This is a genomic window from Hungatella sp. L36 (genome assembly GCF_014288035.1).
Window position 1 is genome coordinate 226,628 of sequence record NZ_JACOPC010000009.1, and the last position, 12,208, is coordinate 238,835.

At 43.9% G+C, this 12,208-nt stretch carries 13 protein-coding genes and 2 tRNA genes; 6 read left to right on the plus strand and 9 right to left on the minus strand.

What is annotated here, in order from left to right:
* Positions 1 to 73 precede the first annotated feature (73 nt).
* Positions 74 to 1,000 carry a diacylglycerol/lipid kinase family protein gene (locus H8S80_RS20880; RefSeq protein ID WP_002603271.1) on the minus strand — a complete coding sequence of 309 codons (927 nt, stop codon included), beginning with the start codon at positions 998 to 1,000 and terminating at the stop codon, positions 74 to 76.
* Between the two features lie 167 nt (positions 1,001 to 1,167).
* On the opposite strand from H8S80_RS20880, the gene H8S80_RS20885 reads away from it, so the two are divergent.
* The 3 genes from H8S80_RS20885 (at position 1,168) to H8S80_RS20895 (ending at position 1,894) form a co-directional block, all read left to right on the plus strand.
* Positions 1,168 to 1,240: transfer RNA gene (locus H8S80_RS20885), tRNA-Val, on the plus strand.
* 39 nt (positions 1,241 to 1,279) lie between these two features.
* Positions 1,280 to 1,353: transfer RNA gene (locus H8S80_RS20890), tRNA-Met, on the plus strand.
* A 91-nt stretch (positions 1,354 to 1,444) separates the two neighbouring features.
* Positions 1,445 to 1,894 (plus strand): GNAT family N-acetyltransferase, encoded by a 450-nt coding sequence (locus H8S80_RS20895; protein ID WP_117630938.1) that lies wholly within the window; start codon positions 1,445 to 1,447, stop codon positions 1,892 to 1,894.
* A 129-nt stretch (positions 1,895 to 2,023) separates the two neighbouring features.
* Here H8S80_RS20895 and H8S80_RS20900 read toward each other — a convergent pair whose 3' ends face one another.
* The 3 genes from H8S80_RS20900 to H8S80_RS20910 form a co-directional block, all read right to left on the minus strand.
* Entirely contained in the window at positions 2,024 to 2,188 is a 165-nt protein-coding gene (locus H8S80_RS20900) for a hypothetical protein (protein ID WP_181987887.1), read from the minus strand.
* Positions 2,189 to 2,375: 187 nt separating this feature from the next.
* Complete coding sequence (locus tag H8S80_RS20905) at positions 2,376 to 2,939, minus strand: 6-pyruvoyl trahydropterin synthase family protein (RefSeq protein ID WP_055660451.1); 564 nt, start codon at positions 2,937 to 2,939, stop codon at positions 2,376 to 2,378.
* A 688-nt stretch (positions 2,940 to 3,627) separates the two neighbouring features.
* On the minus strand, positions 3,628 to 4,602 hold the full coding sequence (locus H8S80_RS20910) for a hypothetical protein (RefSeq protein WP_029466559.1): 975 nt from the start codon (positions 4,600 to 4,602) through the stop codon (positions 3,628 to 3,630).
* Positions 4,603 to 4,978: 376 nt separating this feature from the next.
* Here H8S80_RS20910 and H8S80_RS20915 point away from each other — a divergent pair, with 376 nt between their 5' ends.
* Positions 4,979 to 5,440, plus strand: coding sequence for a helix-turn-helix domain-containing protein (locus tag H8S80_RS20915; protein WP_002603266.1), 462 nt, complete (start codon positions 4,979 to 4,981; stop codon positions 5,438 to 5,440).
* A gap of 181 nt (positions 5,441 to 5,621) precedes the next feature.
* Here the strand turns inward: H8S80_RS20915 and H8S80_RS20920 are convergent, their stop codons facing one another.
* Entirely contained in the window at positions 5,622 to 6,392 is a 771-nt protein-coding gene (locus H8S80_RS20920; protein WP_029466561.1) for a DUF975 family protein, read from the minus strand.
* A gap of 161 nt (positions 6,393 to 6,553) precedes the next feature.
* A complete protein-coding gene (locus H8S80_RS20925) occupies positions 6,554 to 6,907 on the minus strand; it encodes a hypothetical protein (RefSeq protein WP_117630939.1) in 354 nt (117 codons plus the stop codon).
* A 240-nt stretch (positions 6,908 to 7,147) separates the two neighbouring features.
* Between H8S80_RS20925 and H8S80_RS20930 the strand changes: the two genes are divergently transcribed.
* Positions 7,148 to 8,116, plus strand: coding sequence for an alpha/beta hydrolase (locus H8S80_RS20930; protein WP_117630940.1), 969 nt, complete (start codon positions 7,148 to 7,150; stop codon positions 8,114 to 8,116).
* Positions 8,117 to 9,186: 1,070 nt separating this feature from the next.
* Entirely contained in the window at positions 9,187 to 9,930 is a 744-nt protein-coding gene (locus tag H8S80_RS20935; protein WP_117630942.1) for a CD3324 family protein, read from the plus strand.
* 127 nt (positions 9,931 to 10,057) lie between these two features.
* Here H8S80_RS20935 and H8S80_RS20940 read toward each other — a convergent pair whose 3' ends face one another.
* The 3 genes from H8S80_RS20940 to H8S80_RS20950 form a co-directional block, all read right to left on the minus strand.
* A complete protein-coding gene (locus H8S80_RS20940; protein ID WP_002603259.1) occupies positions 10,058 to 10,807 on the minus strand; it encodes a M15 family metallopeptidase in 750 nt (249 codons plus the stop codon).
* Positions 10,808 to 10,960: 153 nt separating this feature from the next.
* Positions 10,961 to 11,383 carry a putative ABC transporter permease gene (locus H8S80_RS20945; RefSeq protein WP_117630943.1) on the minus strand — a complete coding sequence of 141 codons (423 nt, stop codon included), beginning with the start codon at positions 11,381 to 11,383 and terminating at the stop codon, positions 10,961 to 10,963.
* Positions 11,384 to 11,437: 54 nt separating this feature from the next.
* Positions 11,438 to 12,028, minus strand: coding sequence for an SOS response-associated peptidase (locus H8S80_RS20950; protein ID WP_117630944.1), 591 nt, complete (start codon positions 12,026 to 12,028; stop codon positions 11,438 to 11,440).
* Positions 12,029 to 12,208 lie beyond the last annotated feature (180 nt).

Genomic DNA, 12,208 nt, shown 5'->3' on the forward strand with positions numbered 1-12,208 from the left:
TAATACAAAACCCAGAATGATATAGCAGCTATGCTGCCATGTTATCCGGCTGCCCGGATTATAATTTAAAATATTAAACAATCATGCGGACCGCCTTTTTGATACATCGCAGCTGTATGTCATTCTGACAGAAACAGCTCTCTCCATCCACATGAACCGCCATCGGCTTATCCACGTGGACCATAGCCTCCCCGCATGTATAAAACCGGGTTCCCTTATTATGGGACTGCCTTCCAAACATGGAGTTTAAAAGCACCGGTATTAGTTTTCTCTTTTTTCTGTTATTCATTACACAAATGGAAAGTTTTCCATCGTCATAGGTGGCATCCGGCGCAAATTTAAAACCGCCGCCTTCATACGGATGAATATGTGCGGAAATAAAATAGGCATGATTAAACTCCACCTTCTGAACTCCATCCAACAGCAAATAACCCTTAGCGGGCTTTGCAAGCAGGAGTTGTTTGACACCAATCAGAAGATAGGTCAGCTTTCCTATATGAAGCTTATTTAAAATTCCCTTTGTCCTGGAATAAAGAATGTTATGACAAACCGCCGCATCCATGCCAATGCCTGCGCTGACCATAAATCTTCTGCAGGAAATCTCATCTCCTCCATATGTAAGCACTCCGTAATCCAGCTGCTTATGGTACTTTGGAGACAGAATCTTCTTCAGACAGCGTCCCGGTTTTCTCGGCAATTTCAAGCTTCTTGCTAAATCATTGCCTGAACCGGCAGGAATATAACCTAAGGTAACGGGGCTGCAGAAAGAAAGACCATCCAGAATCTCGTTGACAGTGCCATCCCCGCCGACTGCAACGATCACGTGCGGTTCCCTGCACCCTTCTGTCAGCTTTCTGGCAAAAACCTTCGCATCTCCCGGCTTCTCAGTTATATACGCCTGATACTGGGCGTTCTCACGCTCCAGAATCCTTTCCAGTTTTTTCCATACGTTCTTCCCCCGCCCGCACCGCGCGTTTGGGTTTATGATAAAATAGTACATGGAATCCCTCCACCATTTGCTAATCTTAAGTATATCATAAATCATATAAAATGAATAATAAAATTTTCTTAAAAATATTTCCAAAAAAGTGTTGACAATTTACACAATTCATATTATACTAGCAAAGCAGTCGGGAACACAGAAACAAAAAGTTCCGAGACAAGCATGGGATCTTAGCTCAGCTGGGAGAGCATCTGCCTTACAAGCAGAGGGTCACAGGTTCGAGCCCTGTAGGTCCCACTGATAAATAAACTACTTATTTATCAAACAATTTCATATGGCGGAATAGCTCAGTTGGCTAGAGCACACGGTTCATACCCGTGGTGTCGAGAGTTCAAATCTCCCTTCCGCTACTCTTTCAAAGCTCTGAAACCTGCATGCTTGCTAGTGTTTCGGGGCTTTTTTAGTTTTAAAATTTTGTTTACGTTTGAGGGAGGAATTATTATGGAAATTATAAACTATTTTGATGTAGATGATAAAATATTTTGGAAAGAAGAAATTGGCAAAAGTGATTGGGGAGCTGGACAATACTTATATAGATTATTGAACAACAATCAATTACTGGATCTGTGTGGAAACTCAACAAAAGTTCTTATGCTTGTAGAAGGAAAAACACTTATTTCATTTTGTACTTTAGCAGAACAGGATGATGTAAGGGATACTTCATTAACTCCGTGGATTGGATTTGTATATACTTTTCCCGAATTTAGAGGGCATAGATATCTGGGAAAACTATTGGAGTATGCTAAAAACGTTGCAGCTAGTGAAGGGGCAACGCATATATATATTTCTACAAATCATATAGGATTATATGAAAAGTATGGCTATTCTTTCTATAAACTCATGAAGGACGATGAGAACCAAGACTCTAGAGTATATAAAATAAATCTGTAAATGTTATTTGAGATCTGAACTGGCAAGCGTGTGAAGAAATCTCTGTAAAAGCAGATCTTCTAAGATAATGTTAGGAGCGGAAGGGCTTTCTATAGTTTTCCGCTCTTGGCTTATATATATCGTACTTTTTCATTCTGGTATCAATTCAATGAATTTCTTATATAACGCGGCATTTTTACTATTCAGCTTGTCACCGTGATGAGTGATATATCCTTCACTTAGTTCAGCATACTCTTCTTTAGTTATTTTCCCTGAGAGATAATATTTTATTTGCTGCAGTAGTTGTTCTTCCATCGCTTCTCCCCCTTGATTTAAATTATATTATACAGGCTATTATTAAATAAAAATAGGGAATAGCTGAGTTTAGTACTCTTCTATTCCCTATTTTTTTCGATATCCATCTTGAGTCAGTTATTAATGTTTCCACGGCGATTTCTATTTCCGAATACTTGTTAAATTATTTCTGTTACACGTTCCCGTTCTATTTCCTGTAACCACATTTCGGACAAACTCCATTTTCATCTAATGCAATACCACATAATGGACAACGATCCTTGGTCATTTGGGGGTTAAATTCCTCAGATGCCGCATTCACTCCGCTTGTAAAGGTTATTTTCACAATGTTTAATTTGTCCTTCAACAGATCATAAACAATTTTAATCATGCCCTCAACTGTCATGGTCTCTTTTGTCACAACTAGACGGCACTCCGGATACGCGGTTGCAAGTTCTGTCTTGAAAGCAGGGCCTTTCATGATATTGGTAGGAGCTCCGTCTTTAATGCCCTGGGCCTCATATACCCCTAGAAGAGCCGGAAGCAATGGGTCATCTTCGCGTAAAATCGTTGCATGGTCAAAGTTTTTCAAAACGTCCCATGCTGTTTTCTGAATCTCATTACAGGGGAATACCATGTTGACACCAGTATTAATGGTGTCCTCAACCTCCAGCGTCAATATGCCAGTGTGTCCATGCAGATACTGAGCTTCACCCTTAAAACCATAAAATCTGTGTGCATACTGTAAATCCAACTTCGTGATACTTCTCATATAAAACCTCCTTGTCATTTGTAATTACGCGTCTTTTAAATAATGATAACTAATACTATTATTAATTATAAACACTAAATCAAAATAAGTCAAGCATTATTAGTATATAATTGATTTTAATTTATTTTACTTGTTACTTTTCATGAAATAGGGAACAGGGTCCAATCCTATAAACCACAATGCCTGAGATAATTATTTAATTCATTTTCCTTTTTCCGTAATAAATAACGATCCGGCGCTCACTTGCCTTGCTGAGATCGGTTCTGTCAAGGCTTTTCAAAATACCGATGCCCTTGCAAAGTATTGAGGCATTGTCCTGAGTATGAACGCTTCTATCAAAAGAAATATGCTGAAACAAGAAACCATCAGCTTAAGCGAGCACTCGCGTTGACTTTCCGTAAATTTATACATCTGCTCTATGGTCTGCTGGACAAGAGCCAACTCTACTCTTCGGAAAAGAGCAGGTAATCCCTATTGCATTTCTTGCTTATGAAACTCGTTGTAGGTCACAGTTTTATTAAAGTTACCCTTTATTACGGTATATCCTCAGTTTCAGATCTCAATATCATAAAATAAAGGAAATGCAGTATCGCCAGCCAAAAGCGATTCTGCACTTCCTTCTTCATAGTCTGTTATCTTCATAGTCTGTTATCTTCATAGTCTGTTCTATTGGTTAAACCCGTAATCGTTACTCACTGTCACTCTTTGTCTGACTATAATCTTCTGTCACACAAGTCATCCCGGTCTCTTCAAATCCACGGATTGTGGAATCCAGGCTCAAATGACCGCCACCGGTCGTAAGGCGGTCACTGATAATTCCCATATCAGCCAGGTCCTTGCTGCTGGCCGTATCCATATTAAAGCCAAGACGGATCAGCAGGTGTTCTTCATCCTTGACTTCTGCCTTTACAAATACACCGGGAAGTGTCCCAAAGGTATCCGCAAAGGCCGTTAAATACTCTTCCGTGAGTTCCTCCGGTTCGGCGTCTACCACGCTTTCTTCCAGCATTGCCTTGATCTCATCACCACTGGAAACAATGTCGTACTGCTCTCCCTCGTCGGTGCATCTGGTCATGGACAGATTCATGTATTCGGAAAAACCGCCGCTGACAACGCTGAATAATTCCCCAGTTTGGGTACTGATCGTTTTTTTCTTATTAATAAGAGTAACGGTTACGACAAACTCTTCGTCGACTGCTTCCCCGCTTTTTAAGCCGGCCATCAGCCATGTGGGGACATCATAGAAGCTGTCGCCGCCATTTTTAACCTGCTCTGCGATTGCTTCGGCCATGCTGTCGGAAATGCCGGAAACAATGTTATTCGTCTGAATATGTACCTTCACATGGCCCCATTTTTCTTCCCCTTCCACGGCTTCGGCCGTATAAGTAAAATTCTTTGTCAATGCATACGCTTCCTGATACACTTTATCCATTGCGGTCGCATTTTCTGCCGTTACCGCGGCAAGCATCGGATGAAATTTACTATCCTCATCAAGATACGGCTTCATGCTCTCATAATCTCCCTGCTGATATGCATTCAGCACCGTAGTTACCACATCCACATCCGAAATCTGTTTTTTTCCGCCTATGGCGCTGCATCCGCTGCCAAGCAGGCAGATCGCCGTAACGGCAGCCAGTATTGTTATTCTTTTCTTCATTCTCATCTGTATTCCTCCTGAATTAACTGAAATATTTGCCCTGTATTTCCAGGGTCTCCTGTCGAATCCTCCGACGGTTTTTGAATCATGATCAATCTTTGTCTTTACGTTTTTTTATTTGCCATACCTCTTCCATCTTTCCTCTGAATTTAATTTTAGTAATCATATCATAGAAATCATTTTTCCGAATCCATTATGTAATGGATAGGCTCCGGAAATGTAATGAAACGTTTTTACCGTCAAAAGAATCCATCCCGAGCCGGGATTACACTTAATAGGAAGAAAAATATACAGCCTGGGGAAATTCTCCCCATCCATTCATTCGACATTTATTTACATTTTTTTCCATTTCTGCTATAATCCATTATGGAGGGTTGCACAAATGGTAAACAATAAAATATTAATGTATATGAAGCTAAAGGATATTAATAAAACACAGTTATCCGCTTTAACAGGTATCCCAGCTACCACTCTTAATCGTATTATCAACGGAACTGTCATCAATGTAAAAACCGCTTACATGGAGACCATCGCGAAGGCACTGGGAACGACGATCTACAATCTATTTGATTTACCAGAACTGAACCAACCTCTCATTACTGCATTGAGACCCGAAGAAGCAGGAACCGTAGTTGAAAAGCTGTTATCTGAAGAAGAGTCGCTGCTGCTCTACTGGTTCCAAAACTCATCTCAGGATTCCCGCGCCTCGATCTTAATGAAGGCTAGAAATGAATATTACGTAACGCAGAGGGAAATCAACGAAAAGCTGTCGGTCGGCAAACCTTTTGTGGCTGAAACAGAGGATTACAATCAAATTGAATTCAATTTTAAGCATCCGAATTAGCCGGGTGCTTTTATTTGCTGCATATCCCGACCCGCCAAAACTCGCCTGTTCAGCCTATGATGGCCTAAAAAAACTGTATGCTGTCATTCGGAGTATACAAAAAAGGCGGGAAAGGTATTTTCTACCTTCCCGCCTCATGATAGACAGTATGGATCTGTCCGATTACTCAATCACTGTTATACTATATTTCCCGGTAATACGCGTCGGCATATACATTCTGATCCGTCGGCTCCGATGGCTGCGGCCCCATCACCTGATCCCGCAGAACCCAGTAAAGTTCCACAAATGTCATCTCATAGTACGGATTCACAAAGATACCGCCAATACAGCAAACCAGCATTCCCAGCAAATACCAGCCGATAAAGGATAATTCCAGCACAAATGTATCAAACTTATTGCCAGCCATCATCTCTTTGCTGAGCCGGAACGCCTCGTGCCATTCCATCTCCGGATTATCCGCCAGCAGATAGGGTATCATGTAATATTCATAGTGCTTATAGATACCGGGGATTACAAGCAAAAGCGTCCACAGACTTTCAAAAAGTCCCCTCAAAAACATGGTCTTCACAACATTCAGATAGTGGCCTCCGCCAAACGCGAAGAAAATACGTCCGACTCCGGCCGACTGCTGCATAATGGCGCTGTCCATAAAGTAGCGCAGCTTACCGACCGCTACGAGGTTGCTTACAAATATGCCGATCACAATGGCAATAGCCATTACAACGAGAATAACCCCTAAAACTATCAGGAAAATTGTCATGCTGTGCTCATCCCATACGCCGCTGCCCGAGTAGGAATTCCGGCTCGACCGGCTGCCTGCGCTGATACTGCCGCCTCCGCCGGAGCTTCCCGCTCCCAGTATTCCCGCAATGAAACAAACCAGAACACCGTACCAGTAAAACGGCTTCATATCCTGCTTTGCCCTGTCCTTTAACTCTGCTCTTGTCCACATACTCCATTCCTCCTCTGATCGCTGTCACTTTCTTCCAGATACCACTATCCTATCATACTTTTTAAGGAATTACTATTTCTGATTCTTTACGATTCTCTGAACGGACTTCGTCCGGCACATGGGGAACCATATGCTGGAAACTGCAAATCGCGCCCGATTGCTCAGGCAGAATACTCCCCATTGTACTCATCATATCCGGTAACCGCAGCAAAATCGATATGATACGGGAAGTAGACATTTCGGCATTGCGGCAGACTGTCCTCCAGAAAACAGAGGATATCCTCCGTCATATTTTTCGAAAAATACTTTTCATTTAACACTCCGCTCATAACAGCATCATCGCCGATATACTGTACAAGCAAAAAACCGTAACTCGGTTCTGCAATCACCAAATCATGGAGAGAACCGCCAAAGTCTTCATTTTTGCTGTCATAGAAACGGATCATACAAGAGCTTTCGGCCGGAAAAAATTCTGCGTCAAAAGAATGTCCGCAGCTCTCAAACTTCTTTTTCATTTGAGCCTCCTTATTCTGTGATTGATTAAACACTTCTGGATTCTATTATAGCCTATACATGAGAATCAGCCAATCACAAATTGCCGTCTCTGCTTTCAGAGTCCGCAAACCATGCAGATTGCCCCAATGTCACGCTGCAATGGAAATATATTAGTCAATGCAACCGAAAGTTGACCGTCAGGCAGTTACAGCAACCGGGCCTTATGTGATAGACTAAAATGGTTGAGGAGGTAATAACAAATGCGTTTAAGACGACGAATCCTAAGAATTATACTATTTCTGCTGGCAGTACCTGTAATCCTCTGCGGGGCCTTATATGGCTTTCATAAAATCAGTCTATGGGCCGAAAGCAGAAAATATCCGCCTGTCGGAAAAATGGTGGAAGTAAATGGCCACCAGATGCATGTGTATGGCGAAGGCGATGGCAATGAAACACTTGTATTTCTGTCCGGCTCGGGAACTGCTGCCCCTGCTCTGGATTTTAAGGCGCTCTACAGCAGATTAAGCGATCAGTACCACATCGTAGTCGTGGAAAGAGCCGGTTATGGGTTCAGCGAGACCGCTGACGTTCCCAGAGATATCGATACCGTGCTGGAGGAGACACGCTCGGCCCTGACGCTGTCCGGGGAAAATGGTCCCTATATTCTGTTTCCTCACTCTTTGTCCGGCATCGAAGCGCTCTATTGGGGACAGAAATATCCCGATGAGGTAAAAGCCATCATCGGCCTTGATGCCGCAGTGCCCACCCTTTATCTTTCCTGGGGAAAGCAATTGCTGGAGGACACCGCCGATCATATAAAACTGCTTTCGTTCTTTTACCGGTCCGGTCTGGTGCGGCTTCAGCCTGAAATCTACAATACGGACCCGGCCATGACTATGGATGTCTTATCTGATGAAGAAAAGGCAATGTACAGAGCGGTTGTTATGCGCAGCTTTATGACCGGCAGCATGGCTGACGAGGCCAGATCCTGTTATGATAATGCCGTAAACGTTGACAGTCTGGGTAAACCCGTAAAAATCCCTGTTTACTATTTCATTTCCGATGGTTCCCAGGTAGCTTCCGGCTGGCGGGATACTGTAACAGATTATCTTTCTTCCTTTGAGAATGCCCACTATATGTTTTTAGACTGCGGCCACTACGTTCACGACGAAATGCCGGATGTGATCGCAGGAGAAAGTATAAATTTTATGAAATCTCTTACAAAATAAGGGGAACACACCTTCAATATGACAGGCTTCTCTACTCACCGCCCTCACTTTTTGTATCCATTTCGTTCATTGTATGTTAAAATCGTTTTAATCAGTTTAATACCTGTCTTATCCGGTAATATGCTGGAATAAAAGTGAAAGGTGGGTCTCCGTATGTTTGAAGCTTATTTAAGCGAACAATTGGTTAGCGTCATTGCAGCTCGAAGTGAAGGCACTCATATCACCCTATTTTTCGTAGATGTAAACGCATCCCCCTATTCCGTCCCGTATATCACAAGTTAGGTCTCCATGATATAGATATGGAGCAGACGGTTAATAGCCTTAGGTTTACACCAATGTAATGGAAAAGATAATGTTGCCTTTGTTTCGCGAAGGCATGTAATTTCCAATAAGGAGATCTTATGAAATCACAACTTACCTACCATTGCCACATGAAAGAATGGGAATTATTGAAACGCTTCTCATCTTCGCAGACAGCACGTATGGACTCCTGGTACATAATCTGCCGTTACCACAATAAAAATGCAATTCCCGGAATCAGAACGATAAAAACTATAGAAAACGGAATCTATCGGTTTCACTGCACATTTCGCGTAGACTGCTCCGACTCTCTGCTTGAATTAACCTATATAAGGGACAGGTTTTTAACGTTCATTCACGCGCTTATCCTTATAATCCTGGCCGGTATTTCATGTATTGGCATCTTCAGTTTTACGCTTCCCAGCTTTTTTGGCGGGCTATGCGGTCTAGCGGTTTGTGTCCTGCTGATTTTTCTTCAGAAGCAGTTGAAAAAGCAGGCTTTCTCTAATATGGATAAATATATACAGACGTTTATTTTATCTGAGAAATCCTGACTTACCTTCCAGTGGCTTATCCTGCCCTTTATGCATGCTGCTGATGCTCTAATGTACCTGTATTCCCCACCGCTACCGCGCTGACGCACCGGTTCTTTTTGTCGGCTGCGTGCTGCCTCCCCTGCAAAATCATAGGTAAAAAACAACTATACAAATTCGTTCTATATCAAATACAGCAATACTCCGATAGAATACTCTTGAAAGGAGATGATAGAATTGAAATACGAAAACGGCAGAGATATCTTTCCCGAACGGCTATTAAAGCAAATACAGAAGTACGTATCCGGCAAGCTGGTCTATATCCCATCGAGTGACAAAAAACGTGCATGGGGCGAGACGTCGGGATATAAACAGTATCTCATAGAACGCAATCGTGACATCAAGTCAAAATTTAATGCGGGCGCCAGCGTTGAACAATTAGCTGATGAATACTATCTTTCCTGTGAATCTATCAAGAAGATTATTTATTCCAAAAAGGAGGTATTCACTATGGAATACGAATGTACACTGTCGTCAGCGCAGAGTTTCGCAAAGAATGGCAAGCTTGAAGAGTGGGTTCATACCTATCTGTTATCAGACGGCCATAACAAGGATTTTTCAGACGGCTTGAAGCTTTTCGACAGATATTTTCTTGGACCTGTCAAAATGCCCTTATCGCTCTTGACCCGCTGCTGCGGCCCTGAAGAAAACATGAAATGGCGGATTAATGAGGAATGGTTTGAGAAGCATGTAAACGAGCTATCGGAGGTTCTTAAGAAAGAAACGGATATGCCCCCATTAATCGTCCACTACCTGATCGAGGACGGCAAAACCGAGGGGGAATTCGAGTTAAATGACGGCAATCATCGACTGGAAGCCTATTCCCGCCTTGGAATCGAAGAATACTACGTAATTATCTGGATTACAGAGAAAAATGAGTATGATTTATTTCTGTCTGCATACTCCCAGTATTTTAAATGACACCGGGAAACACTTCATAAACGGAAAAGCCAGGGAACAGCTGAGTGCAATCCCTCTCCGGTCCCCTGATCTTTTACCTTTTAAAGGCGGCAGTTTCAAAATCTCCTGCCGCCTTTCCGCCGGTTTCTCAGCCGCGCAGTGCTCCCTTTTCGTCTGTCTCCAGCGTAATCTTCCCGGTAGCCATTGCCCCGGTTCCATCAAAATAGTATGCGCTGTTATCGACCACCTGAAGGCCTGTAACCATGGCATTGTCCTCGCCTAAATAATACCATTTCTCTTTACTCAGCACCCACTGACTGCGGTAGGCATATCCCGATTCATTGAACCAGTACCATTTACCGTCGATCTTTTCCCAGTCATTTTTCGTATAGCTTCCGTCGTCATGGCGGTACCAGCGGCCGTACACATCTTCAATCCAGCCTGTCTTTGCCTTTCCCGTAACCCAGGTTTTCATAAATTCAGCAGGGTCTTTGTACAGCCGTTTGATCCCCTCCGTGGAGCTGCCCCAATCGGCCAGCTGAAAATGCGGCTTGTCCACGATCGATTTCCAGTTTCCGCCCCATATGAGGCCCAGCGACACACCTACCGCGCCGGCTTTTTCGAAAAAGCCGCCGGACTCGTTATAGGCTCCCTGCCCGTCATTTCGATAGATGTCAAAGGCGGTTCCCCACTGATGAAACGAGCTGTAAGAGCTTCCCGGCGCATTGGTCACTATACTGCCCGGTTTTGTGCGGCCCTGTGCGTAAAGCGCATCCTGCTCCGCTCTGGTGCGCAGCGTCTCGCCTATTTTAACTGCCAGTCCCTGTTTTCTGCACTCTTCCACCATATTGGCGGCCAATACCTGCAGACGGGGATGGCACAATGTGATATCTTTCATCTGATTATCTCCTTTCCTCATGTTTCCGGCCGAAGGGAGGCTGACGTCTTCCACTGCTGAAAGCCGCCCCTTCCATGCGTAAACATAAGCGTTTCTAAGATATCATATGACAGTTCGTGGACAGTCGTGCCCCGGCTCACGTTAGCGGTCTTCTCATACAAGTCTGTAACGGGGCCGCTCCTCTCCGAAAAGCCAGTATCTCAGCCAGTCATCCAGAACAATCCCGGCAAGGCTGATCCAGAGCCATAAGAAGGAAAACTGCGGGCAGATCTGCCCAAGGATGTTACCGGGCAGTCCGCTGTAATCCCAGATATTCCACCCCAGCCAGATGTTGACGATACACCCCGTAATCAATTCAAAATATGTAATGATCGCCGCCCCCAGAAGCATCTGCTTCCACAGGAGCAGCGTCCACGGAAGCAGTTCATTGATCAAACCAAGGCAGATAAAACAGACGCCGCCCAGTATGAACATGGTCCAGTGACTCCAGCCACGCTGTAAAATCTCTATGATATTATATAGAAGGCCCCCTGTTACAAACAGGAGCAGATATTTGCCCGTCTGTTTCACCAGCATCCCCCTCCGCTTCAGACTCTTTGTAAAGGATATGCTTATTTCTGCCGTAAATTGCTATAGAAATTTCAGTTCCTGCTGATCGTATTCCTGTTTCGTCTCCAGCAGCACCGGGGTCTGTTTCAGCATTCCACTGAACTTTGTGTCATCCAGTACCCAGTCTTTCATCTGATCCGGCTCGACGATGAGCGGCATCCGGTCATGGGTGCTGACCATCGACTGGTTGGCTTCCGTCGTTAAAACCGTAAATCTCTTTTCGTCTCCAAATACATTGTAAAAACCGGCCAGGAAGATCACCGGAGCGTCCTCGCGGTAAAATGTCACTTTCTCTTTTTTCCGGTTCCACTCATAAAACCAGGTACAGGGAATGATGATTCTCCGATGCAGAATGCTCTCGCGAAACATCTTCTTTTCCAGCACCGTTTCAGACCTTGCGTTAAAGATCACGCCCTTCCCCTGAAAATTAGGAAAGCCCCAGTGCTGCCATTCCAGCTTCATTTCCCGGTCTCCCGCCACCAGAACCGGCGCCTCATCTGTGGGATGAATATCCTTTCTCAGCCGCTCCAGACGAAGCTTGTCATTGACTGTTTCCACTAATTTTTCGATCTCCCGCGCCGTCTCGTCATCCACATAATATCGTCCGCACATATGATTCTCCCGTCCTTTTGCCCTGTTTTTACTGGTAGTATTCCATGTTTTCCTTAAAAATACACTTCGAGGCCGCCGATCGGGCAGCCACACAGGCTTGCTGCTTCATACGTGCTCTGATCCTCCAAACTATCACGTATTTTCCCGAAACAGCTCACGTCGATTCCTGTTAATATATAA

Bases quoted from the DNA above. Each gene is read 5' to 3' on its own strand.
- H8S80_RS20880 (WP_002603271.1), bottom strand. From the start codon at position 1,000: ATGTACTATTTTATCATAAACCCAAACGCGCGGTGCGGGCGGGGGAAG.
- H8S80_RS20895 (WP_117630938.1), top strand. From the start codon at position 1,445: ATGGAAATTATAAACTATTTTGATGTAGATGATAAAATATTTTGGAAA.
- H8S80_RS20900 (WP_181987887.1), bottom strand. From the start codon at position 2,188: ATGGAAGAACAACTACTGCAGCAAATAAAATATTATCTCTCAGGGAAA.
- H8S80_RS20905 (WP_055660451.1), bottom strand. From the start codon at position 2,939: ATGAGAAGTATCACGAAGTTGGATTTACAGTATGCACACAGATTTTAT.
- H8S80_RS20910 (WP_029466559.1), bottom strand. From the start codon at position 4,602: ATGAGAATGAAGAAAAGAATAACAATACTGGCTGCCGTTACGGCGATC.
- H8S80_RS20915 (WP_002603266.1), top strand. From the start codon at position 4,979: ATGGTAAACAATAAAATATTAATGTATATGAAGCTAAAGGATATTAAT.
- H8S80_RS20920 (WP_029466561.1), bottom strand. From the start codon at position 6,392: ATGTGGACAAGAGCAGAGTTAAAGGACAGGGCAAAGCAGGATATGAAG.
- H8S80_RS20925 (WP_117630939.1), bottom strand. From the start codon at position 6,907: ATGAAAAAGAAGTTTGAGAGCTGCGGACATTCTTTTGACGCAGAATTT.
- H8S80_RS20930 (WP_117630940.1), top strand. From the start codon at position 7,148: ATGCGTTTAAGACGACGAATCCTAAGAATTATACTATTTCTGCTGGCA.
- H8S80_RS20940 (WP_002603259.1), bottom strand. From the start codon at position 10,807: ATGAAAGATATCACATTGTGCCATCCCCGTCTGCAGGTATTGGCCGCC.
- H8S80_RS20945 (WP_117630943.1), bottom strand. From the start codon at position 11,383: ATGCTGGTGAAACAGACGGGCAAATATCTGCTCCTGTTTGTAACAGGG.
- H8S80_RS20950 (WP_117630944.1), bottom strand. From the start codon at position 12,028: ATGTGCGGACGATATTATGTGGATGACGAGACGGCGCGGGAGATCGAA.